Origin of the sequence: Microbulbifer sp. TB1203 (genome assembly GCF_030997045.1) — a bacterium.
Lineage (GTDB): Bacteria > Pseudomonadota > Gammaproteobacteria > Pseudomonadales > Cellvibrionaceae > Microbulbifer.
In genome coordinates this window covers 5,108,775-5,134,032 of the sequence record NZ_CP116899.1, presented here as the reverse complement: position 1 = coordinate 5,134,032, position 25,258 = coordinate 5,108,775, and the positions used below count along the sequence as shown (strand labels likewise).

Below are 25,258 nucleotides of genomic sequence, written 5' to 3'. Positions count from 1 at the left end.
GAGCGGCCGCTCCTACAAGACGGTTTGTCAGGAGCCCTTGGGTTCTTCCGGCTCAGGAACTTCGGGTACGGGCACTATGGTCTGCAAAAACTGACCGGCATCCTCGGCCCTGGCGTAGCGCGCCGGCACCAGGCCGGCCAGCTTGCCGATGCTCTTTTCCACCCAGGCGTTGTAGATACCCATACCCAACAGCTCGACATTTTTCTCGTGCACGGAGATGGCTTTTTCCTCGAACGGGTAGATCTGGTCTTCCAGCGCCAGCTCGTACTCCTCCAGCTCCAGCGGGCTGAGATTTGTGGGCCGCTCGGACTCTTTCAGCGCGCGGCTGAAATGGAAGTAGATCTCCGCCAGGTAATAGGTGGCGGCCGCCGTGACATCGGCCACCTGGTAATCGATCAGGTCGGTATAGGCACTGATAGCGCGCTTCATACGTATGCGCTTTGTATTCAGGTTCTGTTCGATCGGTGCGACCAAACGCACCTGGGTAAAGGCTTCGTATTCGGGTTCCGCCAGTACCAGCGCGGCGTTGCCGGCCAGGTAGCGGGTGCGGTCGTTGCGTTCCTCGCCACCGCGGCCCTCGATGCGCACCATTTCCCGCAGCTCGCCCATATAGTTCTGCTGATCGCCGGCGGCTTTATACAGGCCGGCAATTTTCTGCCGGGTTTCCAGCGCCGGCTCCATAGGCGCGGGGAAAAGTTTTACATAGCGGCGCAGCACGCGCAGGGCCTTTTCGCTGTCTTTGGCCGCGCTGTACAGGTCCGCCGCCTGGGTAAGCGCTTCACGGCGCACATCTTCGTCTTCGGACTCCCGCTCGATACGCTCGAATTCGGCCGCGGCCAACAGCAGCTCCCCGCTCTCCTGGTAAACCACGGCAAGTTTTTTGGTGACTTCCTTGGTCAACTCGTGCTCAGGGAAATGCTGGCGAAAGCCGTTGAGTACCGATGCCGCCTGGGTCCAGTCTTTGAGCACAATCAGGGATGCCGCCGCATCGTATTCCGCAGTAGCCAGCACTGAGGCGCCCGGCGCCGCCTGTCGGATGCGCAGGAAGTGCCGCGCGGCAAGGGCGTGATCTTCCTGTTTGCGCGCCTGGTCGCCCTGCTGGTAAATGGATGCCGCCAGGTTGTCGATCAGGCCTGCGCGGTCCTCGGCGTCCACTGTAGTGAGAACCAGTGCCTCGCCGTAGGCGGCTTCCGCCTCCACAAAAGCCTCGGTATCGAAGGAGGCGTGGGCCACCAGCATCCAGGCGGAACGGCGGATTTCCGTTTCCGCGGTGGGGAATTTCTCCAGCAACAGCCGGCCATTTTGAATGGTCTGCGGGAAGTCCTTGAGACTGTAGAGGTCTTCCACCGCGCCCACCATCACCTGCGGCGCCTTGGCGTGCTGCGGGAAGGTGTCGGCGAATTTCAGTGACGAGCGAATAATCTCCCGCTGGAAGGGCGCTCGCTTCGGCGCGCCCGCGTCCTTGAGCGCGGTGCCCAGGTGTTCCCGGTAGGCGTAGACCGCGGCGTAACCGGCCTCGCTGGAATCCTTGTGCGCCGGGTATTCGTAGGCCGTGCGCTCATACTCCAGGGCGGCGTTGTGGAAGTCGCGGTTTTCCAGCATCAGGCCGGCCATCTGGTAATTGATTTCCGGCGCACGGGGTTTGTCGCTAAACGACTGCAGGTAGGCTCGGTACCAGTGAATGGCTTCTTTGTAGTGCTCCGCTTTCTGGTCCTTGAGGCGCTTATCCTGGTAGGCGGCATGGTAGTGGCCGGCCAGGTCGATCAGGTTGCCCTGCAGGAATTCCACCGCTTCGCTGTATTCGGCAATATCGAATACGGTCCAGTACTGGGCGTTCAACGCGTAAGTGGTGGCAAAGTCCTTTTTCGCATCCAGTACCAGTTTGGGGAAGCCGCCCTTCTGGTAAATTTCGATCACGCGGATGGAGAAATCCGGTGCGACCTTGTGCAGCGGGTTGCGGTCCACGAAGGCGTTGTAGGATTCGGCCGCGTCCTGGTAGCGGCGCTTGTCCAGGTAATACTCACCCAGGTGGCTGTAGACATAGGATTCGTAGTCCCGCGCGCCCTTGCGCGAGAAGTAGTCCACGATGGAATCCGCCCCGCCCAGGTAAGAGAAACTCAGGCTGATTACGCGGAAGGTGTCTTCAACGTGCTTGCGCTCGACGTCGTTGGTCTGCTGTTCAAAATCGTAGCCCTGGGACACCTTGTAGTCGAGCATGGTGACGTAGTCGTCCAACGCCAGCTCGTACATATCCTGCTTGAACAGGGACCAACCGCGCTTGTACAACGCCAGTTCGTAGAAACTTGAGGCGACGCCGATTCCGATCACCTTGCCGTAGGATTCCTCGGCGTCCAGATATTTCTTGCGGATAAAGTAATATTCGCCCAGGCGGAAATAGGCCTCGTCGATATGCCGCGAGTTGGGGTATTTGGCCACCATCTGGCGCAACACGTCCACCGCGTTGTCTATTTCCCCGGTCTCTTCGTAGGCGCGGGACAACTGGTACATCACCTGGTCGTTGCGGTCGTACAACGGGTACTTCGCCAGCAGGTCTTTGTACAGCGCGATTGCCTCGCGCGCATTGGCAGAAAGGACCGACTCGGAATCGCCACCGGGCACGGCCAGCGGGCTGTCATCGGCAGCGATATCCACACCGGCGCTGGCGCGCTCCTCGAATGCGCGGTCGGACTCACCCCCGCGGCTGGCAATGCTGCCGGAGGCGGCTGCGGCTGCGGGTGGGACTGCGCCTACCGGGGCGTCAATACGGCTGGGGGCGTCGAGACGTTGGTCGTTGCCGTCCGCCGCCTCAGCGTCAATGGAAACCACCGCACCGCTGCTGTTTGCCGCGGTGACGGCATTGTCGATCACCGCATCTTCCGCGCGGTGGGCCTGCTTTATTTTCAGGTCTGCGATACGCCGCATGGCCTCCGGCGTCAACGCGGTTTCCGGAGTTTCCTGCAAATATTTCTGGTAGCTGGCCAGGGCTTTTTCCAGACTGCCGTCGATATGCTGTTCCTTGATTTCGATATCGACTTTCTTGAGACTGGCGATGGTCTTGCCGCTGTTGGTCGCGCAGGCGCTCAACAGCAGGGCCAGTGAAGCGGCGGTGGCGCACTGTAGGAGCGGCGGGGCGGCCCTCCGCCGTTGGCCGCGATGAATTTTTGCCAGCCGGAAAGACGGTTCGCGGCCAACGGTGGATGGCCGCCCCGCCGCTCCTACAGAGAGGGACAATGGCAGTTTCACGCGTCGCCCCCCTCTTCGGTGGGCGCTTCCAGTTCCGGCGGGTTGTCCTGCGGTAGAGCTTCCGGCTGGGAGCTGCGGTGCTGCTCAATCTTCCTCTGGTCGAGGCGCTGTTCCTGCAATTCGTTGGCGCGGTCGTAGCTGTCTGCCAGGGCGAAGCGGGCTTTGATCTGGTAGCTCTCCAGTTGCGCGCGACGGCGGTCCAGTTCGTTGACGGCGAGGGTTTCCAGCATGGTGCCCTGGCGCGCCATCAGGGTTTCCAGCTTCGTCTGTGCCATTTTCAGGCGGCTGCGCAGCTGTGCGATGGTGTCGTTATAGCCCTTATAGCTGTGGGTCGCCGCCTGGCGGCTGCGGACAAAGGAGTGATACACCACCTGCAGTTTTTCAATTTCTTCATTGAGTTGCTGCAGGTGCTTGTAGGCTTCCGTAAGGCGCTGGTCGTACTCGGTGGACAAGCGCCACTCGAGAACACCTTCCAGGCGCGCGATACGCGCCTCAGCTTCCTCGCTGTAGTGCCGGGGACCGCGGGCGAGTATTTCACGCATGCGCGCGAGCTTCAGGCGCGCCTGCTGCTCATCGGCGAATGCGAGATACTCCGGGCGGCGGCTGACCAGCATCTGTTCGATGCGGCTGGCAAACTTATCCCGCTGTTCAATGCGCAGCTTGATGCGCGCATCCAGCTCGCGGAACTTGTGGTCGATACCCGGCAGCAGCGGCTCGTAGTAGGAGCGACGCAGCTCGATAATATCCTCGTAAGCGGTCAGGCTGCCGAGCCAGCTCTCGTTGCGCTCGAACAGGTCGTTGAGATCGTGGTAATTGCGCAGGAACTCCTGGTAGTCGTTGGACGCCATCAGATCCAGCAGGTAATGGGTTTCCGGTGCACCGGGCAGATTGCGCAGGGCCACCACCCAGTTCTGCACCTGGTCCGCCTCCTTGCGGCGCAGCGCCTCAAGAAATTTGCCCTCGCGAATACTGATGATGGAGTTGCTCAACACATCGATTTCATGGCTGAAGGTTTCCAGCGCGCGTCCGTAGTTGATCGCCGCTGTACTGTGCACGTCCAGCTTGCCGTAGGCATAGGGCACGGCGAGCAGCGCCTCCTGCACCGCTTCGTTGGTAGACTGGCGATCCTGCAGCAACTTCCAGGGCACCAGCGCGCGATCAAAACGGCCGGCCCGGGCCTCGACCCAGCCGGCCCCCAGCAGCGCCTTATTGGAAAAAGGCCCCTCCAGGTGCACCCGGTCGAAATAGGGCCTGGCCAGTTCCAGCTCGCCCGTCTCCATCAGGTGATAACCCAGCAGCAGGTTGGTCTTGTCCGACAGTGCCTGTCTGGCCGGATCGGAGCTGCCGGTCTTGCCCAGCGCGGTGAGTTCAAGCACACCCCGCTCCTCCTGGCCCGCTTTCATCTGCGCAATGCCCAGGTTGTACTCCACGAAGCCTGCCAGGGAGGGCTCGCCCTTCAGGTCCTTCAGCAACTCCACTGCTTCCTCGAAACGGCCCAGCTCCATATACACCCGCGCGCGCAGGAATTGCTCTTCCGCACGCACGCGCTCGGGCACCCGCCCCTCGATCATCTCCAGGGCATGCAGGGCATTTTGCGGCTGCTGTTTGTGGTACTGGATTTTCGCCAGCCGATAGGCCGCTTCGTTGCGCACCGGCTGGGGCACATTGCCCTTCAGCACAGCTTCGATTGCGCGACCGGCCTCGCGGTGCATACGGTAGGAGAGTTCCAGGTCACCGACGGAGAACTCCGCCTGGCCGTAGTGGGTGGTAAAAGGGTCCAGTTCCGGCTCATCCAGCCGGCGGTACTGGTTCAGCTCGGTGTCCAGAGCGACGATGGCATCGAAGTAGTTTTCCTGATAGGCCTGGAATAGCGCCTGGCCGAAAAACAGATCCCGGAGGTTTTCCTTCTCGCGTACAGGAGCGGCTGCTGCGGAGGAGGTCCACAACGCAAAGGAAAGCGTGCACAGCGAAGACAGCGCGACGCCGAGCGGAGTCGAAACCAGACGCGGCAGCATTGTTTACCAGTCCTTGAAATTGATCGCGGACTCGGCCCCGGCAATTTTGATTTCGACAAATTTGGGCCCAACCTCCTTGTCTACAGTGTAATCAGCACTGGCCCGATACTCCTTCCCTGACGCCGACTTGCCGATAAAGCTCACCTCCAGCGGGTGGCTGCCGGTCTGTACATTGCCGGTGTAAATACGCTGTACACCGCCTTTCTGCAACGCTTCGATTTCCCGAAAGGTATACAGGTGGTGGGCGACAATTTCGTTATTCAATTTGAGTTCCACAGCTTCCAGGCTGAAAGCGGCATCGCCCGCCAGGGAGACAAAGAAGGAAGCCTGGGTATTGGAGGGGAAGAGCAATTTCTCTTCCAACTGCGCCAACTCCGCAGTGAGGTCGATCACATCTTTTTTGACGTCCTGAATCTGTTCATCGAGCCCGCGGATCTCGTCACGGCTCACACCTTGGGCAAAACAGACAGACGCCAGCAGCATCAGGATTGTTATTTGTAGAATTCTACCCATATCGCCTACCTCTAACAATGAACGCCCTTGCCCCCTATAGCCGTTCCGGGGTGTATAAAAGGGCTTTTGATCCCCATCGCTGCCTGCGGGATTGTATTGCAATCGGGGCACAGCCAAATGTGAGGCAGGTCAAATCTTACGCAATCCGGCGCGCCAAATTGTTCCCCGCCCGAGCAAAAAAACTTGTAGCGGCGGTTTATTTCAGCCGAATGTTAGCTGCCGCAGCATGGCACCTGCTGCAACCTTAAAAAGTGATGGCGTGCGCAATTGGATGGAACAAACTTCCAAAAATATGAAGTTATGTAGAAAGAAAAAGAGAAGTCCGAAGGGCTTGTTGCAACATGCCCACAAGCAGGATGGGAGAGAGCGGTGCGTCCGCTGGTCCGGCTCTGTGTTTTGGTGGCTGGCTTAGCCGTAGGGCGCACCCTGCGCACCGAATACAATCCGGAGCCGCCGCAAAAAAAAAGCCGGCTCTCGGAGCCGGCTTTTCAAGATGGTGCCCAGGGCGGGACTTGAACCCGCACGAGCTAGGCTCACTACCCCCTCAAGATAGCGTGTCTACCAATTCCACCACCTGGGCAAAAACTGTTACTGCTGCTGGTCGTCAGCCTCAGGGGCCTCCTCTTCAGCGGCCGGAGCCTCCTCTTCAGCGGCCGGAGCCTCCTCGGCACTCGGCACCTCATCCGCCGGCTGGGCATCCAGTTGCGGAATATCAGCGCCGGTTTCCGGCGCATTCGCCTCCGGCACTTCCGGCACGTCGCCGGGCTGTTCCACCACCACCGCGGGAATCTCCGGCAGGTCTTCGTCGATATTGGCGTCCGCACTCTGCCGCGCCAGTATAGCGAGACCAAAACTGGTCACAAAGAATACGGTGGCCATAATGGCGGTCAGGCGGGAGAAGAAGTTACCGCTGCCCGCGCTGCCGAATACCGTGCCCGAGGCCCCTCCACCGAAAGAGGCTCCCACTTCCGCGCCTTTGCCCTGCTGCAGCAAAATCAGACCGATAATGCTGAGCGCGGTCAGGACGTGTACGACTAAAACCAATTTTTCCATTGACAGGAAACCTGTTTTCCCCGGGTTCTATCAACCCTGTTGTTCAAAGTTCTGTTTCCGCCGCGGCCTCATTGTGCGGCGCGGCAGATCCTGGAGAATTCTTGCGCATCCAGCGAGGCCCCCCCCACCAGTGCGCCGTCGATATCCGCCTGACCAAAAAGCGCTGCGGCATTGCTGCTCTTGACGCTGCCGCCATAGAGTATTTGCACTTTGGTCCCGGCCCTGCCCAGACGGTCGCGAATAAACCGGTGGACCTCCTGCGCCTGTTCCGGAGTGGCTGTCATCCCGGTACCGATGGCCCAGACCGGCTCATAGGCGACCACGGCATTTTCCCAGCAGTCACCGCCATTGAACGAGGCAACCGCTTGCAGCTGCGCATCGATCACTTCCAGAGTGCGCTCCTGCTCCCGCTCTTCCAGGGACTCGCCCACACAGAGAATCGGAATCAGACCCGCGGACCGGGCGGCGCCGAACTTGCGCGCCACCAGCTCACTGCTCTCTCCGTAGAGGGAGCGTCGCTCCGAGTGACCCACGATTACATAGCGGACACTCCAATCCTCCAGCATGGACGCGGATACCTCCCCGGTGAAGGCGCCGCTGGCCCGCTCACTGAGGTTTTGCGCTCCTACTGCGACCCGCTCTCCCGCCTTCTCCGCCAATAGCGGCAGGTAGGGGAAAGGAGGACAGATAGCCACCTGGGCACCGACCCCTTCCAGGTCGAGGCCCTTGAAAAACTGTTCGGCGAACTCGCGGCTGCCGTTCATTTTCCAGTTGGCTGCTACCAGCGGCGTACGCATACGTGCTCCTTCCAAGGGGCGCAAATCTTAGCGGCATTGGCGGGGGATGTAAATGATGAATGCGCGGTAGAACTCAGTTCTGTAGGAGCGGCCCATAGCCGCGATGAGAGTCCGCTGCCCGCAAGGGGCCGGGATCGCGGCCATAGGCCCGCTCCTACTAGATAGAAGACGAATTCGCACTCATATCATTCATTTACCACCTGCCCGCTCAACCGCCGTGGCGATCTGCATGGCCAACTGCTCCACCTGAGCGGCTTTCTCTCCCTCCACCATGACGCGGATCAGGGGTTCGGTGCCGGAGGGGCGCAACAGTACGCGACCGCGGTCCGCCAGCTCCCCTTCCACAGAGGCAACGGCGGCGACCACATCCGGGTGTTCGAGCACACCGTCGCGGCTCACCAGACGGACATTGATCATGTGCTGGGGCAGCATTTTCATGCGCCCCTTGAGCTGGTGCAAGGGTTCATCAAAATCGCGGATCGCGCGCAATACCTGCAGCGCGGAAACGATGCCGTCACCGGTGGTGGTGGCGTCGGCGCAGATGATGTGTCCGGAAGATTCGCCGCCCAGGGCCCAGCCGTTGTCGCGCATCATCTCCAGCACATAGCGGTCACCCACTTTCGCGCGGGCAAAAGGGATCCGCCGTTCCCTGAGCGCCAATTCGAATCCGTAGTTGCTCATTTGGGTACCCACCACACCGTTGCAGCCGCCCAGGAATTGCTGGCGGTGCATGGCAATGGTGAACAATAACTGGTCGCCGTCCACCAGTTCGCCATTTTTGTCCACAAAGAGTACCCGGTCGCCGTCGCCATCGAAGGCGATACCCAGGTCGGCTCCCTGTTCCAGCACCGCCTTCTGCAACTGCTGCGGCTTGGTGGAACCGCAATCCAGGTTGATATTGATCCCGTCCGGGCTGACACCGATGGAGGAAACTTTGGCCCCCAACTCACGAAACACCTTTGGGGCGATATGGTAGGTGGCGCCATTGCCGCAATCCAGGACCAGACTGATCCCCTCCAGGGAGAAGCCCCAGGGTGTAGAGGCCTTGCAGAATTCGATGTAGCGGCCGACGGCGTCGTCGATCCGCCAGGCTTTGCCCAGGTCCTCAGAGGTGATCATCGGGAGCTCAAGCGCCGCTTCGATATCCAGTTCCACACAATCCGGCAGTTTGCCGCCCTCGGCACTGAAGAACTTGATGCCATTGTCCTGGTAGGGGTTGTGGGAAGCGGAGATCACGATACCCGCCTGGGCGTGGAAGGTACGGGTCAGGTAAGCGATGGCGGGGGTGGGCATGGGCCCCAGCAGCCCCACGTCGACGCCGGCACTGATCAAGCCCGCCTCCAGCGCGGCCTCGAACATATAGCCGGACACGCGGGTATCTTTGCCGATCAGGATGCGCGAGCGGCCGCCGCCTTTCTGCACTCCCAGGACCTTGCCGGCGGCGTAGCCGAGGCGCAGCATGAATTCCGGAGTGATGACTCCCTCACCCACCCTGCCGCGGATGCCGTCGGTGCCGAAATATTGTCTTGCCATCAATTACTTCTCTCTCATCCTTTTCCGGCGTGCACAGCACACCGTGTAGCTACCCTGTTTTAAATCAACTTTTCATTTGCTCGTCATGCCGGCCATCCAGTCCGGTAGCGCCTGGATTCCGGCCTGCGCCGGAATGACGAAGCGCGTACACGAGCCGCGCCCCAGGAATTATTGCGGATTGTCCACCAGTTGCTGCAGGCGCAATACGTCCACCGTGGCCGCCACGTCGTGCACTCTCAGTATCCGCGCGCCTCGCTGGGCGGCGAGCATAGCCAGGGCCAGGCTGCCGGGCAGGCGCTGGTCCACTTCCCGGTCCAGCAGGCGGCCGATCATCGACTTGCGCGATAATCCCACCAGCAACGGGATATCCGATGGCGCCAGTTCGGACAGGTTCCGCAACAGGGCCAGATTGTGTTCATCGGCCTTGCCAAAGCCGAATCCGGGATCGAATATCAGCCGCTGCCTGGCAATGCCCGCCGCTTCACAGGCTCTCTGGCGTTCCCGCAGGTAAGCGGCCACTTCCTCCACCACGTCACCGTAGCGGGGGTCTCTCTGCATGCTGCCCGGCTGGCCGCGCATATGCATCAGGCACACCGGCAATTCGGTGGCCGCCGCCGCCTCCAGGGCGCCGGAGCGCTCCAGGGCGCGCACGTCGTTGATCAGCCCGGCCCCGACCGCCGCAGATTCGCGGATGACTTCGGGGGTACTGGTGTCCACGGAAATTACCACATCCAGCTCAGCGCCGATGGCCTCCACCACCGGCACTACCCGCTCCAGTTCTTCCGCTCCGCTGACCGGCGCGGCGCCGGGGCGCGTGGACTCGCCACCTACGTCGATGATCGCCGCGCCCTCGCGCATCATCTGCTCGGCGCGTCTGAGCGCCAGATCCATATCCAGGGCGCCGCCGGCATAGTAGGTGCCGCCGTCGGAGAATGAATCGGGGGTGGTGTTGAGTACGCCCATGACGACCGGGTGGGACAGATCCAGGGTGTGTTTGCCGCAAATTATTTTCATAAGCAGATACAAAAAACGGAACGCTGAATGCGGAGTGGATTATCCCATTCCGCATTCCGCATTCATCATTTATTGATCAGTGTCCGGAGAGGGGACCACCCACGGGGTTGCCCTTGTCGGCGGCGGGGTTCTTGTCGGTTTCCTCTGCGGGGCCACTGCCGCCGCTGAAATCGTTGTCGTGCCAGTCCCGCGGCGGGCGCACCTTGCGCCTCGCCATCAGGTCGCTCACCTGCTCGGCATCGAGAGTCTCATATTCCATCAGCGCATCTTTCATCGCCTCGAGGATATCCCGGTTCTCCTCAAGCAGGTTTTGCGCCCGCTCGTAGCAACTGTCGATAATGCGGCGTACCTCGGCCTCGATCTCATAGGAGGTCTTGCCGGATACAGGGTTGCCGGCGCCGGGCTGACCCCTCTCGTCCTCGCCGTAGTGCAGCGGGCCGAGCTTTTCCGAAAGGCCCCACTTGGTGACCATATTGCGCGCCAGTTCGGTGGCCCGCTCGATGTCGTTGGAGGCGCCTGTGGTCACACCGTCCACCCCCAAGGTCATCTCCTCGGCGATGCGCCCGCCGAACAGGGAGCACAACTGGGACTCGATGGCGCGCTTGGAAATGCTGTACTTGTCCTCCTCGGGCAGGAACTGGGTGACGCCCAGGGCCCGGCCGCGGGGGATGATGGTGACCTTGTGCACCGGGTCGTGTTCCGGTACCAGCCGGCCGATAATCGCGTGACCGGCCTCGTGGTAGGCGGTGTTGGTCTTTTCCTTCTCGCTCATCACCATGGATTTGCGCTCGGCGCCCATCATGATCTTGTCGCGGGCGCGCTCGAACTCGTCCATGGTTACGGTGCGGCGGTTGGCCCGCGCTGCAAACAGCGCGGCCTCGTTCACCAGATTGGCCAGGTCGGCACCGGAGAAGCCGGGAGTGCCGCGGGCGATGGTCTGCGCGGACACCTTGTCGTCCACCGGTACCTTGCGCATATGCACCTTGAGGATCTGCTCCCGGCCGCGGATATCCGGCAGACCGACGAATACCTGGCGGTCGAAGCGGCCCGGGCGCAGCAGCGCGTGGTCGAGAACATCCGGGCGGTTGGTAGCGGCGATGACGATCACACCCTCGTTGCCCTCGAAGCCGTCCATTTCCACCAGCAGTTGGTTCAGGGTCTGTTCGCGCTCGTCGTGCCCACCGCCCACGCCGGCACCGCGGTGGCGGCCCACGGCGTCGATCTCGTCGATAAAGATGATGCAGGGGGCTTGCTTCTTGGCCTGCTCGAACATATCCCGAACCCGCGAGGCGCCCACACCCACGAACATCTCCACGAAGTCGGAGCCGGAGATAGAGAAGAAAGGTACCTTGGCTTCGCCGGCGATGGCTTTGGCGAGCAGGGTCTTACCGGTGCCGGGAGGGCCCGCCATCAGCACACCTCGGGGGATATTGCCGCCCAGGCGCTGGAACTTGGACGGATCGCGCAGGAATTCAACCAGTTCCTGCACATCCTCTTTGGCTTCGTCTACGCCCGCCACATCGGCAAAAGTGGTCTTGATCTGGTCCTCGCCCAGCAGGCGCGCCTTGCTTTTGCCGAATGCCATGGGCCCGGAACGGCCGCCGGCGCCACCTTGCATCTGACGCATAAAGAACATGAACACGGCGATAATGATCAGGATCGGGAAGCTGGCCACCAGCAACTGCTGCCAGATGCTGGGAGACTCCGGCTCGCGGCCCACGAACTGCACATTGCTGCGCACCAGTTCGTTGGTGAGCTCATCGTCGATGATCTGCGGCTGGATGGTCTTGAAGCGGTTGCCATCGGCCTTTTCGCCGGTAATCACCAGGCCGTCCACCACCACGCTCTTGATCTGCCCGGCCTGCACATCCTGCACAAAGTCGGAATAGCTGAGGGACTCATCCCGCGACTGCGGCTTGAAGTTCTGGAAGACCATCAGCAGCACCGCCGCGATAATCAACCACAGTACGAGATTCTTTGCCATATCGTTCAAAAGGATCGCCCTCTTGCCTTCGTTTATCCGGCTCTTCTGGCCACCGCCGGTGGCGGCCTGCGGGACCTGCGGGAGCAAAGGTCCACCAACGCCGGTTCAATTGCATTCACACCATTATAGGCATGCGTATCTGTATCTCCGCGCCCGCCCCTGGCGAGAGGGTTCGCGAAGCCCTTATACCATATCGGGAGCTGAGGTCAGAAATAACCGAATGTCTCGCCTGTCGACACTACCCAAACAACGCCTAAGCCCGACAGGACTACTAGCCTTTGAAGCCCCGCGCCACTACATAGACCTCCCGTGAGCGAGGCCTGGAGGCGCCGGGCTTGCGGGTCACCACACTGGCGTAGCTGGCGCGCAGATCGCGAATCAACTGGTCGAAGCCCTCGCCCTGAAACACTTTGGCGACAAAGCCGCCACCGGGTTTCAGCACCTGCCGTGCCATATCCACGGCCAGTTCCACCAGGTACATGGACGCGGGCTGGTCCACGTCCCGCACTCCACTCATATTGGGGGCCATATCGGAAATCACAAGGTCCGCCCGGTCCCCGCCCAGCCGCTCCAGCAGCTGGTTCAGCACCGATTCCTCGGTAAAATCGCCCTGCACAAACTCCACCCCGGCAATCGGGTCCATGGCCAGGATATCCGAGGCCAGCACCCGCCCCTGGTGACCCACCAGTTCCGCCGCCACCTGGGACCAGCCCCCCGGCGCCGCCCCCAGGTCCACCACCGTCATACCCGGCACAATCAGCCGGTCCTTTTTTTGCAGTTCCAGCAGTTTGTAGCTGGCGCGGGAGCGGTAGCCGTCCTTCTGTGACTGCTTGACGTACTGGTCATTGAAATGCTCGCGCAGCCAGCGGTGGCTGCTCTTGGATCGGCCCATTACAATACAACGCTTAAATAAGGATGGAGTATTGTATGCCTTTAACCGCCGACCGCAAAAAAGCCCTGCGCACCCTGGGCCACAACCTCAAACCCGTGGTCACCGTTGCCGGCAAGGGGCTGACCGAAGGCGTACTGGAGGAGCTGAACCGGGCGCTGGAGGATCACGAGCTGATCAAGGTGAAACTGGCGGTGACCGACCGGGAGCTGCGCCACCAGGTGATCGGCGAACTGTGTGAGAAGAGCGGCGCCGAGCTGGTGCAGGAGATCGGCAAGATAGCGCTGATCTTTCGCGCCGCGGAGAAGCCCGACGCCAGGCTTTCCAACCTGTTGCGGTGACCCTCCTTATCCTAATCCCATGTAGGAGCGGCCGTTGGCCGCGACAAATTTGTCTGGAACAAATTTGGACGCCGAAGGCGCCCGGAAGGGTGAGCGCCAAGGATGGCGCGAATCAGCGGCGCCCCACTTAGCAAGACCGATCGCGGCCAACGGCCGCTCCTACAGTGGGTAGTGATGGTGCCCAAGTAACCTCTAACCGTCGGCAGGTACGCACGTCGCCTGCACAAGCTCCCAGCGCTCCCCGTCGGACTCCCGCTCCAGCCAGCAGCGCTCGCCGCTGAGCAGCAGCCGGAATTTCTTTGGCCGATCCATATCGCGCCCTTGAAGGGGGCGCTGCTGCAGGTTCTGCGGTGGGTTGCGCTCGATAATCAGGGTGCTCTCGCGGGTGAATACATCCTCTGCCAGGGTCACCGGCACGCCGTGCAGAGCTTCACTGACCAGACGCTGAAGTTCGGCACGGCTTTCGGGCGTAGCCCCGGCGATCAATGCCGGCTTCTCCCCACCCCGGGCTGGCTGCGAATTGCAGGCGACAAGCAGGGCCAGAACGGCCATGGACAAGGTCATATTTATCGCTTTCATACCATCACCTGCTCATCAGCATAATGCGATTCTGCCGCCAAGCGGATTTGGCAATGCGTCCGTCACTGGCGGAGAGACGAGTTCCAAATGCCGCTTCAGTGGAAAAGCTGCTGGCCGAGAAACTGCCGCAGCTCCCCTCCTCGATATAGTTTAGCGCTGTGGCCAAACGCCCCTCGCCGGTATCACCGAGGGGGCGGCTGAAATCGTCTCCCACCTCACAGCCGCGCACTACGGCCTGTCCATCGTCGAAGTTGCTGTTGGGCATAAAGCCGTCGGAGTAATCGCCGAAGCCCTTGTCATTTACCCCGCGGAATTGGATGGTGAAATAAGTGATGCCGCAGTTGTCGGTGGGATAGAAGCCGTAGGGCTTGCCGCAGGTGCCCGCACCTATCTGCACCACCTCAATATCCACACCGCGCAGGCTGTTGATAATCGCCTCGCTGGCGGAGCAGGTGTTGGGGCCGGTGAGCACGAAGACACGTTCCAGATTCAGGGTGGGTAGCGGCTGGTTTTCCGACATCGATGACAGACCGAGCGTAACATCGATAAAGGGTATAGGGTCCAGCGGCTCGCCGGTGACCGGATCTCGGGTGGGGTGCTGATCATTGAACTCCAACTGCTCGAAAGTCTTTCCGGCAGTGGTCTCACCACCGGCAATCATATAAGCCAGTTGGCTGGCAATCGCCAGGTAGCCGCCGCCGTTGTAGCGCAGGTCCAATACCAGCTCCTGAATATCGCCGCCCGTTTTCAGTTCGTTGACCGCATCGACCAGCCCTTTCTCTGCAGTGGCGATATGGTCGTTGAACAGTATATAGCCTACTCGCTCTCCCCCGGAGGTCTCCAAAACATTCACATTCTGCACTGGTTCCGAAGTAACGGCACTCGCGGTCAAGGTAACGGTAGCGGTGGTGCCATCCAGATACTCGACCAGGAACTCGTGGGCTTCGCCACTCGCGGAGGGAGAGAACGCGGCATTGAGAGCGTCAACGCTGGCCTGGTCGTCCGCGTTGACCGCATCCACGCCGTCCACCGCCAACACCTTGACGCCGCGGGAGATCCCCGCCGGCCAGCTGCTTTCGCTATCGCTGTAGGCCGCCAATATCTCCCGCCCCGGCGCGGCGGACTGGAGGATCGCCCACCGGAAGCCGTAGCCCACCGAAACTCCGGACTGTGACTGCTGGTTCCACTCATCCGTGAGCATCCAAAAATGGAAGTTGTCTTTCGCGGCCCCCGTGGGACTTAAGCCGTCGGTTTTAAGCACCTCAAAATATTTGGTGGGATCGACGTAACCGGCCGGGTCGCGGTCCTCGATTTCGTCGTACCAGAGATAGGTATTGTGGCTCCAGGAGCGCAGCCAGTTGTTTTCGTCGAGCACCGAGCCCGCCACATCCAGATAGGGTTTATCGGTGCTGGGATCGGTACCGGAGCGCGGCGAGGCGCATTGGTTGGCGAAAGTGTCCGCACTCTGAAAGACACCGGACTGCCAACCTACCGGGGGGGTATTGTCGCTAAGGGTGGTGGTTTCATTACTGCTGCCACTGCCGCTGCCACAGGCGGCAAGGATAGAGGCACTCAGGACAAAAAAAGTCGACAGACTCAAGCGGCGGAAGGCAACTCCCATGATCCGGGGCTCCTTGTACTTATTGAAGCCGCCAAGATTACCATTCCCTCCGCCGCCGGACGACAGACCTAACCTGTCAATTTACCCAACACCGCCTGCAAACTGTCCTTGGCATCCCCGAACAGCATCCGCGCGTTTTCCTTGTAGAAGAGCGGGTTGGCTACGCCGGCATAGCCTGAGGCCATGGAGCGCTTGAGTACCACCACCTTGCCCGCTTTCCACACTTCCAGCACCGGCATGCCGGCGATGGGGGAGCCGGGCTTTTCAACCGCGTCCGGGTTGACGGTGTCGTTGGCGCCGATCACCAGCACCAGGTCGGTATCGGGAAAGTCGCCGTTGATCTCGTCCATCTCCAGCACTATGTCGTAGGGCACATTGGCCTCTGCGAGCAGCACGTTCATATGCCCGGGCAGGCGGCCGGCCACCGGGTGGATGCCGAAGCGCACCGTCTTACCCGCTTTGCGCAACTTGTCGGTGATGTCGCTCACCGCCTGCTGGGCGTGGGCCACGGCCATGCCGAAGCCGGGGGTAATCACGATGCTGTCGGCCTCTCTCAGGTCGTCCGCCAGTTCGTCGATGGAGGTTTCACGCACTTCGCCGTCGATATCCCCCTCCACTTCCGCACTGCCGTCGGAGCCGAAGCCACCGAGGATCACGCTGATAAAGGAGCGATTCATACCGCGGCACATGATGTAGCTGAGGATGGCACCGGAGGAACCCACCAGCGCGCCAACCACGATCAGCAGGTCATTGCCCAACATAAAGCCGGTGGCCGCGGCGGCCCAGCCGGAGTAGCTGTTGAGCATGGAGATCACTACGGGCATATCGGCACCGCCGATGGCGGCGATCAGATGAATACCGAGCAGTAATGCGATGGCGGTCATGATCAGCAGATTGATCACCGTGCCCGGGGAGAGGTCCGCCGGCACAAACAGCGCGCCCAGTACCACGGTCGCCACCAGCGCCAACAGGTTGAGCCAGTGCCGCGCGGGCAGGGTCAGCGGTCTGCTGGAAACCAGCCCCTGCAATTTACCGAAGGCCACCAGAGAACCGGTGAGGGTGATCGCACCGATGAATACCCCGAGGTAAATTTCGGTATTGTGCACAATATGTTCGGCACCGGTGAGCCGTACCCGGGGATCGAGAAAACCGCCCCAGCCGATCAGCACCGCCGCCAGGCCAACAAAGCTGTGCAACAGCGCCACCAACTGCGGCATCTGCGTCATCTCTACCCGCCGCGCCAGCGACAGACCGATCACCGCACCCACTACCATCGCCAGCGCCACCATCCAATAGGCGCCGGAAACGATAGCGGCAATGGTTGCGATAATCGCCACCGCCATACCGACCATGCCGTAGATATTGCCGCGGCGCGCGGTCTCGTGGCTGGACAATCCTCCGAGGCTCAAAATAAACATCACCGCGGAAAAGAGATAAGCCATGGAAATCATACCGTTCATTGTCTTTCTCCTTTTTCCTTAGCGACGAAACATTTTCAGCATACGGTAGGTCACGAAGAAGCCACCGAAGATGTTGATGCTTGCCACCAGTACCGCGACGAAAGCGAGCAGGGTCACCAGGCCAGAGCCAGTGCCCCCCACCTGCAACAGTGCGCCCACCACAATAATGCCGGAAATGGCGTTGGTGACACTCATCAGCGGCGTGTGCAGCGCGTGAGTTACATTCCAGATCACCTGCCAGCCGACGAACACCGCCAGAACGAATACGGTGAAATGGGATACGAATTCTGCCGGCGCCACCCGTCCGAGAGTCAGCAGCAGACCGCCCGCCACCAGCCAGAAAACCAGCAACGACAGGGGCGATTTTTTCTTTTCAGGTTTTTTCTCCGCTTCCACCTGAGCCGCCGGCTCGGGTTTTTTCTGCGGCGCCGCGGAAACCTTGGGCGGGGGCGGCGGCCAGGTAATTTCGCCCTCCTTCACCACGGTCGCACCGCGGATCACCTCGTCGTCGAAATCGATGGCGATCTCACCATCTTTTTCCGGGGTGAGCTCGCTCAGCAGGTGAACCAGGTTGGTCGCATAGAGGCTGGAGGACTGGGTGGCCGCACGGCTGGGCAGGTTGGTGTAACCGATAATGGTTACGCCACTTTTTTCCACCTTTTCACCGCTTACCGTGTAATCACAGTTGCCGCCGTTCTCCGCCGCCAGGTCCACAACCACCGAACCCTCGGCCATGCTGTCCACCATGTCCGCCAGCCACAACTTGGGCGCGGGCTTGCCGGGGATCAGCGCAGTGGTAATAACGATGTCCACCTCTTTGGCCTGCTCGCGGAACAGGGCCATTTCCGCGGCGATAAATTCCTCGGACATTTCCTTGGCGTAACCGCCGGTGCCGGAGCCCTCCTCCTCGATTTCAATAGTGAGGAATTCCGCTCCCATGGACTCTACCTGCTCGCGCACCTCAGCACGGGTGTCGAAAGCGCGCACTATGGCGCCCATGCTTTTGGCAGTGCCGATGGCGGAGAGTCCGGCCACGCCGGCGCCGATCACCAATACTTTGGCCGGCGGTATCTTGCCCGCAGCGGTAATCTGCCCGGTAAAGAAACGCCCGAAATTGTGTGCAGCCTCGATCACCGCGCGGTAACCGGCAATATTCGCCATGGAACTGAGAGCATCCATTTTCTGTGCGCGGGAAATGCGTGGCACGGATTCCACCGCCAGTGCGTTAATATTTTTTTCGGCCAGTTTTTTCAGGAGCTCGGGGCTTTGCGCGGGCTTGAGAAAGGCGACCAGGGTCGCCCCCGAAGGGATCAGCTCCAGTTCATTGTCGGTGGGCGCCTGTACCTTGAGTACCAGGCCTGCCCCGTCCAGACAGCTTTTAATATCTTCACGAATTTCCGCACCGGCCTCGCGGTAGGCCTCGTCGGTAAAACTGGCCGGGGCACCGGCCCCCTTTTCCACCGCCACGGAAAAACCCAGATTGCGCAGGCGCCCCACAGATTCCGGCGTGGCGGCCACTCTCGCTTCACCCGCCGCGGATTCTTTTGGTATCGCTATAATCACCGCTGTGCTCCCTCCAATAACTGTCATTTAGTTACAAATTAAACTAATCCCTGTTATTACTACTTCAAAAAATAATTGGTCAGACCAGATTGGCGAGAGTGTAAACGCCCTCGAAGAAGATGAAAAGCAAATTCATTAATAACGGCAATTGGTAGGACTTATAACATGTAGTACAAGCTGTGGGATCTGAGGCCTTCGCATCGCGATCGGTGCCCAAAGAACAACAATATGCTGTCGGGGGCCGCCGCCACACACCATCGTCCTCTACAGCCCCTGCAAACTCCCCGCCTTGAACTGTGCAAAAAGTGATTGCCCAGGTTTCAACTGTAACTTTTTGTAGGAGTATTTGGAGATCTCCGCCCACAGTTTCCGGCCGCCACAGTCCAGGTGCAGACGCACGCGGCCGTCGTACAGGGGGCCGCTGTCCACCAGGGTTACCGGCAGGCAGTTGAGCAGGCTGCTCGGTGAGGGCCGGCCGACGGAGAGACTGATATCCGCTGCGGAAAGCATCGCACGCACAGTCTCCCCGGCGCGGTAGCGCCCGTGGGCACGATCGGCGTAGAGAACTTGGCCCTCCAGGTCGAGAACCAGCAGCTGATGCTCCGGCAGGAATTCACGCACCCGCAACATCAAATGGCTACGGGCAGCCGAAAGGGGATTTTCGCTGTGGAGAGACGCCGGTGGTTTTTCTGCAACGGTCACTCTCCCTTCAGTCACGTGCACAAAGCGCTCCGCAAGCAGTTGCAACTCATCAGCATCGTGACTTACCCATAAAACCAGCGCCGGATTGTCACGCCAGAACTTTTTCAGAGCGGGGACGATACGCTGAATACGCAATGGCATATCCACCGCGGATAACGGTTCGTCAAAAAATTGCACTGGAGCGTTGTTCAGCAACTGGCGCAACAGCGCCACCCGCTGTGCCTCCCCCCCGGACAGCTGCTCCACCGGGCGCGACAGCAGCGGCTTCAGGGCCAGAGCGTCCAGCAGCGCCTCCCGCTCCGGCTCCCGCAACGGGCGTCGGCAGTAGCGCTCTGCCAACTGCAGGTTCTGGGCGACCGTAAGATTGGCGAACAGCCGCGCCTCCTGAAAACCCAGGGACAGGGGTCTCCGGTGTAGCGGCAGGGAGAAACGCCGGCCCTGCCAACGTTGACCGCACCAGCAGACAGAGCCCCGGGCCGGCATCAGCCCCGCCAGCGCCGAGAGCAGCGCGCTCTTGCCCGCACCGGAGGGACCGCAAACCCCAACCACCCCGGACACCGGCAATTGCAAATCGGCAGGTGCTGTGTGGACCCGGGTACACAGGCCCTCGACAACCAGACCTTCGGTGCCCTCCGCCAGTGCGGCTTTTATCGCAACCTCGCTCAATAACGTAGTCACGGCCTCGCCTCCAGCGCGCTTTCCACAGGCGATTTCCGGCTGGGGAGCAGCACACCGGAGAGGCGCCCACCCCAGTAACGGCCCAGCAATAACAGCAGAACGGAGAGCAGCAACAGCACCAGTGCCAGGCGGTGGGCGCCGCCGTAATCGAGATTCTCTACATGTTGGTAAAGCGCTACGGAGACTACCTGGGTCTCTCCGGGAATCGCGCCGCCGATCATCAGTACCACGCCGAACTCCCCCAGGGTGTGGGCAAAGGTCATGGACAGAGCTACCACCAGTGCCGAGCGGCAAGCCGGCAGTACCACAGAGCGCAGGCGCGCCAGGGGCGGCATGCCGAGCCCCGCGGCCGCCTGGGCCAGGGGCAGCGCGCGCTGGTCGAAGGCGGCCAGCAGCGGTTGCACCATAAACGGCAGCGAGTAGAGCATGGAGGCCGCCACCAGACCTGGGAAGGAAAACACCAGCGGCCGATTAAACAGCTGTTGCCAGAGCGCGCCCAGCGGCTGGTTGGGGGACAGCAGCAACAGCAGGTAAAAGCCCAGCACCGTCGGCGGCAACACCAGGGGCAGTGAAAGCACCACTTCCAGCAGCGGGCGCAGCCGTCCGCGACGGTTGGCCAGCCACCAGGAGAGAGGAATACCCAGCAGTGCCAGCAACAGAGTGGTCATCCCCGCCAGCTTGAGGGTCAGCAGAAGCGCCTGCCAGTCTGTTGCGGAGAGATTCAGATTCATGTTCCAGCCGCCGGGGTGCTGGCCACCGGGGCACTGGCCGCCGAAAAATAACCCAGTTCCCCCAGGCGCTGCTGGGTTTTCGGGGCCAGCAAGTAGTCGGCGAATTGCTGTGCCAGCGCTTCGCTACGGCTGCTTTTCAATATCACCATCCGCTGTTCCAGGGGCGGGTAGAGATCCTCCGGAATTGCCATATAGTCGCCCCCCTTGCCGGAGGCCAGCGCCAGGCTCATCGGAATCAGCCCCAGTTGCGCGTGCCCCTCCCGCAGGATTATTTGCGCGTGCCCCACATTGGCGGCGTAAACCATCTGTCCGCGCAGGTGGCGCCACAGCTTCAGCCGGCGCAGCAGCCGCACGGCGGCATCTCCGTAGGGGGCCAGTTGGGGATCGGCAATCACTATTTTGCTTCGCCAGTTTTCCAGCAGCAGGGCCAAATGGGGCGGCGCAATCTGCGCCGCGGGCACGAACCCCGGGAGATCCGCCCCGCTCTCGGTGCGCAGCAGGCTGCGCTCGATCCACAGCGCCAGTCGGCCCCGAGCATAGGTGCGGTAGCTGCCCGGGGCTATCAGGCCGTCGCGCTGCAGCAGGCGCGGCCGCTCGCTGTCGGCGGCGAGAAAAATATCGTAGGGGGCGCCCTCACGGATCTGGCTGTACAGCATGCCGGTGGCGCCGCTGGCGATCTCCAGCCGGCAGTGACAGCTCTTCTCGAAATCCGCGCGCAGGACTTCCAGTGCCGGGCGGAAATTGGAGGCGGTGGCGATACGCAATTTCGGTTGCGGCGGCTCGCTGCAGGACAGCAGAAACAGGCAGCAAAAAATTCCGAGGAACAGGTTTTTTACCACTTCTCCAGCGCCTCCCGGTCGCTCTCCCGCGCCTCCACCCAGCGTTCGCCGCCCGGACCTCTCTCTTTTTTCCAGAAAGGGGCGCGGCTCTTCAGCCAGTCCATGATAAAGGCACAGGCATCCAGTGCCGCCTGGCGGTGTTCCGCGGTGGCCCCCACAAAGACGATATCCTCGCCGGGGTCCAAGGGGCCGATCCGGTGCACGATGCGCACCCGGCCGAGCTGCCAGCGCCGACACGCCTGTTCGGCGATATCCCCGAGCACCCGTTCGGTCATACCAGGGTAGTGTTCCAGCTCCAGCCGGTTGACGCCGGTGCCCAGGTTAAAATCGCGCACCGATCCCACAAACATCGCCGCGGCGCCGTCGCGGGTATTCTCCGCGCGCAACTGCGCATACTCCGCGCCCACATCGAAAGCCTCCAGCTGCACCGCTACCGAGACAGCCATTTTTCAGCCCCCGGTGACTGGCGGAAAGAAAGCCACTTCGTCGCCGGCCGCCACCGGGCTGGCCGCCGTAGCGAGATGCTGGTTGAGCGCCATCTGCAGGCTGGCGTCCATCAGCGCCCGCCGCCATGGATCGCCGCGCTCGCTCAATTTCTCGCGCAGATCCGCCAAGGTCTCGAGGCCCCCGCTGTCCACTTCCAGTGCGGCGCAATCGAGCTTTTCCCGCAGCCCGGCGAAAAACAAGACCCTGATCACCAGTACTCCTCCTCCAGGTCCGGCGCCCGTCGCCAGTGACCCAGCTTGCCGCCGCTTTTTTCCAACAGGCGAGTGGGGCCGATCACCATGGCCGGGTCCACCGCCTTGCACATATCATAGATAGTCAAGGCCGCCACCGAAGCCGCCGTCAGCGCTTCCATTTCCACTCCGGTGCGCCCGGCCAGGCGGCAGAAACTGAGAATTCTGACGCTGAGGGTCTCGCGCTCCAAAACAAAATCCAACTGCACCTTGGTGAGCGCCAGTGGATGGCAGAGGGGGATCAGGTCGGCAGTTTTCTTCGCCGCCTGGATGCCGGCTATCCGCGCGGTGGCCAGCACGTCGCCCTTTTTATTCTGTCCCGCGAGCATTTGTTCAAAGGCATCCGCACTCATCTGCACGCAGGATTCGGCGCGCGCACTGCGCTCGGTCACCGACTTGTCGGTGACATCCACCATACTGGCCTCGCCGCGCCGGTTGAGGTGCGTCAGACTCATTACTGTGCCCTCCCCTTCAGGTGCGCGACGAAATTGCACGGCCGGTGCCGCGAATCCAACTGTTCGCGGAGGATGTTTTCCCAGGCGGTGCGGCAGGCGCCGGTAGAGCCGGGCATACAACAAATCAAGGTGTTGTTGGCAATCCCGGCCAGGGCGCGGGACTGGATGGTGGAAGAGCCGATCTCCTCGAAGGAGATGGCCCGGAAAAGTTCACCGAAGCCCTCCACCTGTTTGTCGAACAGCGGCGCCAGCGCCTCCGGCGTGGAATCGCGGCCACTGAAGCCGGTGCCGCCAGTGGTCAGGATCACTTGTACCCCCTGCTCGGCGATCCATTGGGAAACCTGGGCGCGCAGCTGATAGATATCGTCGGGAACAATTTTCTTTTCCCACAGCTGGTGGCCCGCAGCCCCGACAACTTCAGCCAGGTATTGACCGGAGGTGTCCGTCTCTTCGGTGCGGGTATCGGATACCGTGAGTACGGCGATGGTTAGCGCTGTGCCTTTTTCTGTCTGCTGCATTGAAATTCTCTCAATTTTCAAAAATAACCGTAGCTACTCATTCATAGGGAATGTGCACTGGCTTAAGCGAACCACCCTGTAGGAGCGGCGGGGCGGCCATCCGACATGCCCGCGATCGGGCTCTGTTCGCGGGCATGTCGGATGGCCGCCCCGCCGCTCCTACAGGGATGAGCAGTTACAAATAACCGTTGTAGTAAATACCAGTATTTGATGGGCACGCCCGCTACGCGAGCTTTGCCCATCCTGCAAAGTTACAAAAGCCTCTCCGCTCCGCAGATTTCTGCAAACTCCTGCGGGCGATTTACATTCAGGTGCCAGTTACCCGGCGGCATTTCCAGCTGCCGCCCTCCCGATTCCCTGATCAGCGCCTTTATCGAGGCCTCATTTCCCGGCGTTATGGCCCCTTGAAGGTAATCGCGGCCGGATTCATCCAGGCGCAGCCAAAGCGGCAGATAACAGCGGCCAAAACAGAGTGCTCTCTCTCCGCTTCCAACCCCTTCGGCGCAAAGTTGTTCCAACTGCTCGGCCCCCAGCAGCGGCATATCCACCGGAATGGCCAGCAGCGCATCGCAGGCTATTTGTTCCCGGCGGAGGTGTTCGGCCACGGAATGAAGGCCGCCCAAGGGACCGCGGGCAACGGTGCTATCGGCAATGCCGCCGGAACGATTTCCGCTGACCAGCGGTGGCAGGAACTCCACGTTTCGGGCCCGTAGGTTGCTCAGCAGCGACTGCGCCCGCTGCAACAGGGTCTGCCCGCCGGGCAATTGCAGCAGCGCCTTGTCCCGTCCCATTCGGCGGGACTGGCCGCCGGCGAGCACCACGGGGCAGACTTTCATCCCGCTAACCACCGAGCATCGCCAGGTTGCGCGTGGCTCCCACCCGCTCCTGCTGCAGATAGTGACTGGGTGCCTTTTGTGTCACCAGCGCGCGAATTCTCTCCGCGAGCACCTCGGTATCGCCGCGGCGGATCTCCTCGAGCAGGTCCATGCCCTGTTCCGCAAACAGGCACAGGTGCAGGCGGCCCTGGGCGGAAATCCGCAGGCGGTTGCAGCTGCTGCAGAAATCCTCGCTGTAGGGGGTAATCAGGCCGATGCGTCCGCGGTAGTCGGGGTGGCTGTATTCCCGCGCCGGGCCGGCGTCGCGCTCGCGGGGCAGCAGTTGCCAGCCGTCGCGCACCAGTTGCCCTTCGATGGTCTCGCCGCGCAGGTGGTTGCTGGCAAAGAATTCCCGGTTGTCCCCGGTGCGCATCAGTTCGATAAAGCGGAGAGTGACCGGTGTGTCCCGGAGCCAGCGCAGGAAGTCCCGCAGGCGCCGCCCCGCACCGTCGCAGAGCAGCACCGCGTTGACCTTGGTGGTCACGCCCAGTTCGAGGGCGCGGTCGATTCCTTCGAGCACCTTCGGGAGGCAGTCGTGGCCGGTAATCCGCGCGAATTCGTCCGGCTGCAGGCTGTCGATGCTGATATTGAGCTGATCCAGACCCGCCCGCCGCCAGCCATCGATCACCCTGGGCAGCTTATAGCCGTTGCTGGTCACCGCCACACGGCGGATGCCGGCGGTGCCTTTGGCAGCGGCAATGATTTCCGGGAGGTCGGCGCGCAGGGAGGGCTCTCCGCCGGTCAGGCGCACTTTCTGCGTGCCCAGGCTGGCAAAGGCGCGGATCACCGTCGCCGTTTCGGCGGCGGTGAGGTGAGGGCTGTCGTCCGCCGCGGTGTAGCCTTCCGGCAGGCAGTAGTTGCAGCGGAAGTTGCACACATCGGTCACGGACAGGCGCAGGTAATAGAACCTGCGCCCGAGATTGTCTTCTAGCATCAAACGCCTTTCCAAGTTCGGGAGGCCGACGGATTTCTCCGCCGACCCTGGTGAACCGGGCAGACCGGTTCACGGCCAACAAACCCTATTCGGAGAACTTAGGTTTGAGGGCTCGGTGTTTGTGGATGTTTGTTTCTATCGGTTTGGATGTCCTGAGCTGGCAGCCTCCGGGAGAACGCTCAAG

General features: G+C 61.4%; 23 protein-coding genes, 1 tRNA gene and 1 riboswitch. Of the genes, 1 reads left to right on the top strand and 23 read right to left on the bottom strand.

Going from position 1 to position 25,258, the window contains the following annotated elements; all coding sequences use genetic code 11:
* Positions 1–27: 27 nt before the first annotated feature.
* From PP263_RS21795 to rlmE, 10 genes are all read right to left on the bottom strand, one after another.
* Entirely contained in the window at positions 28–3,243 is a 3,216-nt protein-coding gene (locus PP263_RS21795) for a tetratricopeptide repeat protein (protein WP_308366187.1), read from the bottom strand.
* On the bottom strand, positions 3,240–5,258 hold the full coding sequence (locus PP263_RS21790) for a tetratricopeptide repeat protein (RefSeq protein ID WP_308366186.1): 2,019 nt from the start codon (positions 5,256–5,258) through the stop codon (positions 3,240–3,242). The genes PP263_RS21795 and PP263_RS21790 overlap by 4 nt, the downstream gene beginning before the upstream one ends.
* 3 nt (positions 5,259–5,261) lie before the next feature.
* Positions 5,262–5,771 (bottom strand): hypothetical protein, encoded by a 510-nt coding sequence (locus PP263_RS21785; RefSeq protein WP_308366185.1) that lies wholly within the window; start codon positions 5,769–5,771, stop codon positions 5,262–5,264.
* Positions 5,772–6,265: 494 nt separating this feature from the next.
* A tRNA-Leu gene (locus PP263_RS21780) sits at positions 6,266–6,351 on the bottom strand.
* Between the two features lie 8 nt (positions 6,352–6,359).
* Complete coding sequence (gene secG / locus PP263_RS21775) at positions 6,360–6,824, bottom strand: preprotein translocase subunit SecG (protein WP_308366184.1); 465 nt, start codon at positions 6,822–6,824, stop codon at positions 6,360–6,362.
* 68 nt (positions 6,825–6,892) lie between these two features.
* The gene (tpiA, locus tag PP263_RS21770; RefSeq protein ID WP_308366183.1) at positions 6,893–7,621 is read right to left on the bottom strand and encodes a triose-phosphate isomerase; all 729 of its coding nucleotides are present in this window, start codon (positions 7,619–7,621) and stop codon (positions 6,893–6,895) included.
* Between the two features lie 189 nt (positions 7,622–7,810).
* Positions 7,811–9,154, bottom strand: a complete 1,344-nt coding sequence (glmM, locus tag PP263_RS21765; protein ID WP_308366182.1) for a phosphoglucosamine mutase — start codon at positions 9,152–9,154, stop codon at positions 7,811–7,813.
* Positions 9,155–9,322: 168 nt separating this feature from the next.
* Positions 9,323–10,168, bottom strand: a complete 846-nt coding sequence (gene folP, locus PP263_RS21760) for a dihydropteroate synthase (protein ID WP_308366181.1) — start codon at positions 10,166–10,168, stop codon at positions 9,323–9,325.
* Positions 10,169–10,244: 76 nt separating this feature from the next.
* The gene (gene ftsH / locus PP263_RS21755; RefSeq protein ID WP_308366180.1) at positions 10,245–12,152 is read right to left on the bottom strand and encodes an ATP-dependent zinc metalloprotease FtsH; all 1,908 of its coding nucleotides are present in this window, start codon (positions 12,150–12,152) and stop codon (positions 10,245–10,247) included.
* Between the two features lie 271 nt (positions 12,153–12,423).
* On the bottom strand, positions 12,424–13,044 hold the full coding sequence (gene rlmE / locus PP263_RS21750; protein ID WP_308366179.1) for a 23S rRNA (uridine(2552)-2'-O)-methyltransferase RlmE: 621 nt from the start codon (positions 13,042–13,044) through the stop codon (positions 12,424–12,426).
* Positions 13,045–13,079: 35 nt separating this feature from the next.
* Here rlmE and PP263_RS21745 point away from each other — a divergent pair, with 35 nt between their 5' ends.
* The gene (locus PP263_RS21745) at positions 13,080–13,382 is read left to right on the top strand and encodes a YhbY family RNA-binding protein (RefSeq protein ID WP_308366178.1); all 303 of its coding nucleotides are present in this window, start codon (positions 13,080–13,082) and stop codon (positions 13,380–13,382) included.
* A 192-nt stretch (positions 13,383–13,574) separates the two neighbouring features.
* Here PP263_RS21745 and PP263_RS21740 read toward each other — a convergent pair whose 3' ends face one another.
* The 13 genes from PP263_RS21740 to moaA all read right to left on the bottom strand — a co-directional run bounded on the left by PP263_RS21740 (position 13,575) and on the right by moaA (position 25,074).
* Complete coding sequence (locus PP263_RS21740; RefSeq protein WP_308366177.1) at positions 13,575–13,961, bottom strand: hypothetical protein; 387 nt, start codon at positions 13,959–13,961, stop codon at positions 13,575–13,577.
* A 4-nt stretch (positions 13,962–13,965) separates the two neighbouring features.
* Positions 13,966–15,582: a S41 family peptidase gene (locus tag PP263_RS21735; protein WP_308366176.1), complete on the bottom strand. Its 1,617-nt coding sequence runs from the start codon at positions 15,580–15,582 to the stop codon at positions 13,966–13,968.
* Between the two features lie 68 nt (positions 15,583–15,650).
* Positions 15,651–17,042: a Re/Si-specific NAD(P)(+) transhydrogenase subunit beta gene (gene pntB / locus PP263_RS21730; RefSeq protein ID WP_308366175.1), complete on the bottom strand. Its 1,392-nt coding sequence runs from the start codon at positions 17,040–17,042 to the stop codon at positions 15,651–15,653.
* Positions 17,043–17,060: 18 nt separating this feature from the next.
* A complete protein-coding gene (locus PP263_RS21725) occupies positions 17,061–18,632 on the bottom strand; it encodes a Re/Si-specific NAD(P)(+) transhydrogenase subunit alpha (RefSeq protein WP_308366174.1) in 1,572 nt (523 codons plus the stop codon).
* A 237-nt stretch (positions 18,633–18,869) separates the two neighbouring features.
* Positions 18,870–19,985, bottom strand: a complete 1,116-nt coding sequence (locus tag PP263_RS21720) for an ATP-binding cassette domain-containing protein (RefSeq protein ID WP_308366173.1) — start codon at positions 19,983–19,985, stop codon at positions 18,870–18,872.
* Positions 19,982–20,716, bottom strand: a complete 735-nt coding sequence (gene modB, locus PP263_RS21715; protein WP_308366172.1) for a molybdate ABC transporter permease subunit — start codon at positions 20,714–20,716, stop codon at positions 19,982–19,984. Before modB ends, PP263_RS21720 begins: the two co-directional genes overlap by 4 nt.
* Positions 20,713–21,555, bottom strand: coding sequence for a molybdate ABC transporter substrate-binding protein (gene modA / locus PP263_RS21710; protein WP_308366171.1), 843 nt, complete (start codon positions 21,553–21,555; stop codon positions 20,713–20,715). Before modA ends, modB begins: the two co-directional genes overlap by 4 nt.
* Positions 21,549–22,001 (bottom strand): molybdopterin synthase catalytic subunit MoaE, encoded by a 453-nt coding sequence (moaE, locus tag PP263_RS21705; RefSeq protein WP_308366170.1) that lies wholly within the window; start codon positions 21,999–22,001, stop codon positions 21,549–21,551. Before moaE ends, modA begins: the two co-directional genes overlap by 7 nt.
* A 3-nt stretch (positions 22,002–22,004) precedes the next feature.
* On the bottom strand, positions 22,005–22,253 hold the full coding sequence (moaD, locus tag PP263_RS21700) for a molybdopterin converting factor subunit 1 (protein ID WP_308366169.1): 249 nt from the start codon (positions 22,251–22,253) through the stop codon (positions 22,005–22,007).
* Positions 22,250–22,747, bottom strand: coding sequence for a cyclic pyranopterin monophosphate synthase MoaC (moaC, locus tag PP263_RS21695; RefSeq protein ID WP_308366168.1), 498 nt, complete (start codon positions 22,745–22,747; stop codon positions 22,250–22,252). Before moaC ends, moaD begins: the two co-directional genes overlap by 4 nt.
* Positions 22,747–23,265, bottom strand: coding sequence for a molybdenum cofactor biosynthesis protein B (gene moaB / locus PP263_RS21690; RefSeq protein ID WP_308366167.1), 519 nt, complete (start codon positions 23,263–23,265; stop codon positions 22,747–22,749). Before moaB ends, moaC begins: the two co-directional genes overlap by 1 nt.
* Before the next feature lie 251 nt (positions 23,266–23,516).
* Positions 23,517–24,101, bottom strand: coding sequence for an NTP transferase domain-containing protein (locus PP263_RS21685; protein WP_308366166.1), 585 nt, complete (start codon positions 24,099–24,101; stop codon positions 23,517–23,519).
* A 4-nt stretch (positions 24,102–24,105) separates the two neighbouring features.
* The gene (gene moaA, locus PP263_RS21680) at positions 24,106–25,074 is read right to left on the bottom strand and encodes a GTP 3',8-cyclase MoaA (protein ID WP_308366165.1); all 969 of its coding nucleotides are present in this window, start codon (positions 25,072–25,074) and stop codon (positions 24,106–24,108) included.
* Positions 25,063–25,204: riboswitch (molybdenum cofactor riboswitch) on the bottom strand. It overlaps the preceding gene by 12 nt.
* Positions 25,205–25,258 lie beyond the last annotated feature (54 nt).

Excerpts from the sequence above, each read along its gene's own strand:
- PP263_RS21790 (WP_308366186.1), bottom strand. The coding sequence starts at position 5,258 with ATGCTGCCGCGTCTGGTTTCGACTCCGCTCGGCGTCGCGCTGTCTTCG.
- PP263_RS21785 (WP_308366185.1), bottom strand. The coding sequence starts at position 5,771 with ATGGGTAGAATTCTACAAATAACAATCCTGATGCTGCTGGCGTCTGTC.
- secG (WP_308366184.1), bottom strand. The coding sequence starts at position 6,824 with ATGGAAAAATTGGTTTTAGTCGTACACGTCCTGACCGCGCTCAGCATT.
- tpiA (WP_308366183.1), bottom strand. The coding sequence starts at position 7,621 with ATGCGTACGCCGCTGGTAGCAGCCAACTGGAAAATGAACGGCAGCCGC.
- glmM (WP_308366182.1), bottom strand. The coding sequence starts at position 9,154 with ATGGCAAGACAATATTTCGGCACCGACGGCATCCGCGGCAGGGTGGGT.
- folP (WP_308366181.1), bottom strand. The coding sequence starts at position 10,168 with ATGAAAATAATTTGCGGCAAACACACCCTGGATCTGTCCCACCCGGTC.
- ftsH (WP_308366180.1), bottom strand. The coding sequence starts at position 12,152 with ATGGCAAAGAATCTCGTACTGTGGTTGATTATCGCGGCGGTGCTGCTG.
- rlmE (WP_308366179.1), bottom strand. The coding sequence starts at position 13,044 with ATGGGCCGATCCAAGAGCAGCCACCGCTGGCTGCGCGAGCATTTCAAT.
- PP263_RS21745 (WP_308366178.1), top strand. The coding sequence starts at position 13,080 with ATGCCTTTAACCGCCGACCGCAAAAAAGCCCTGCGCACCCTGGGCCAC.
- PP263_RS21740 (WP_308366177.1), bottom strand. The coding sequence starts at position 13,961 with ATGAAAGCGATAAATATGACCTTGTCCATGGCCGTTCTGGCCCTGCTT.
- PP263_RS21735 (WP_308366176.1), bottom strand. The coding sequence starts at position 15,582 with ATGGGAGTTGCCTTCCGCCGCTTGAGTCTGTCGACTTTTTTTGTCCTG.
- pntB (WP_308366175.1), bottom strand. The coding sequence starts at position 17,042 with ATGAACGGTATGATTTCCATGGCTTATCTCTTTTCCGCGGTGATGTTT.
- PP263_RS21725 (WP_308366174.1), bottom strand. The coding sequence starts at position 18,632 with ATGACAGTTATTGGAGGGAGCACAGCGGTGATTATAGCGATACCAAAA.
- modB (WP_308366172.1), bottom strand. The coding sequence starts at position 20,716 with ATGAATCTGAATCTCTCCGCAACAGACTGGCAGGCGCTTCTGCTGACC.
- moaE (WP_308366170.1), bottom strand. The coding sequence starts at position 22,001 with ATGGCTGTCTCGGTAGCGGTGCAGCTGGAGGCTTTCGATGTGGGCGCG.
- moaC (WP_308366168.1), bottom strand. The coding sequence starts at position 22,747 with ATGAGTCTGACGCACCTCAACCGGCGCGGCGAGGCCAGTATGGTGGAT.
- moaB (WP_308366167.1), bottom strand. The coding sequence starts at position 23,265 with ATGCAGCAGACAGAAAAAGGCACAGCGCTAACCATCGCCGTACTCACG.
- PP263_RS21685 (WP_308366166.1), bottom strand. The coding sequence starts at position 24,101 with ATGAAAGTCTGCCCCGTGGTGCTCGCCGGCGGCCAGTCCCGCCGAATG.
- moaA (WP_308366165.1), bottom strand. The coding sequence starts at position 25,074 with ATGCTAGAAGACAATCTCGGGCGCAGGTTCTATTACCTGCGCCTGTCC.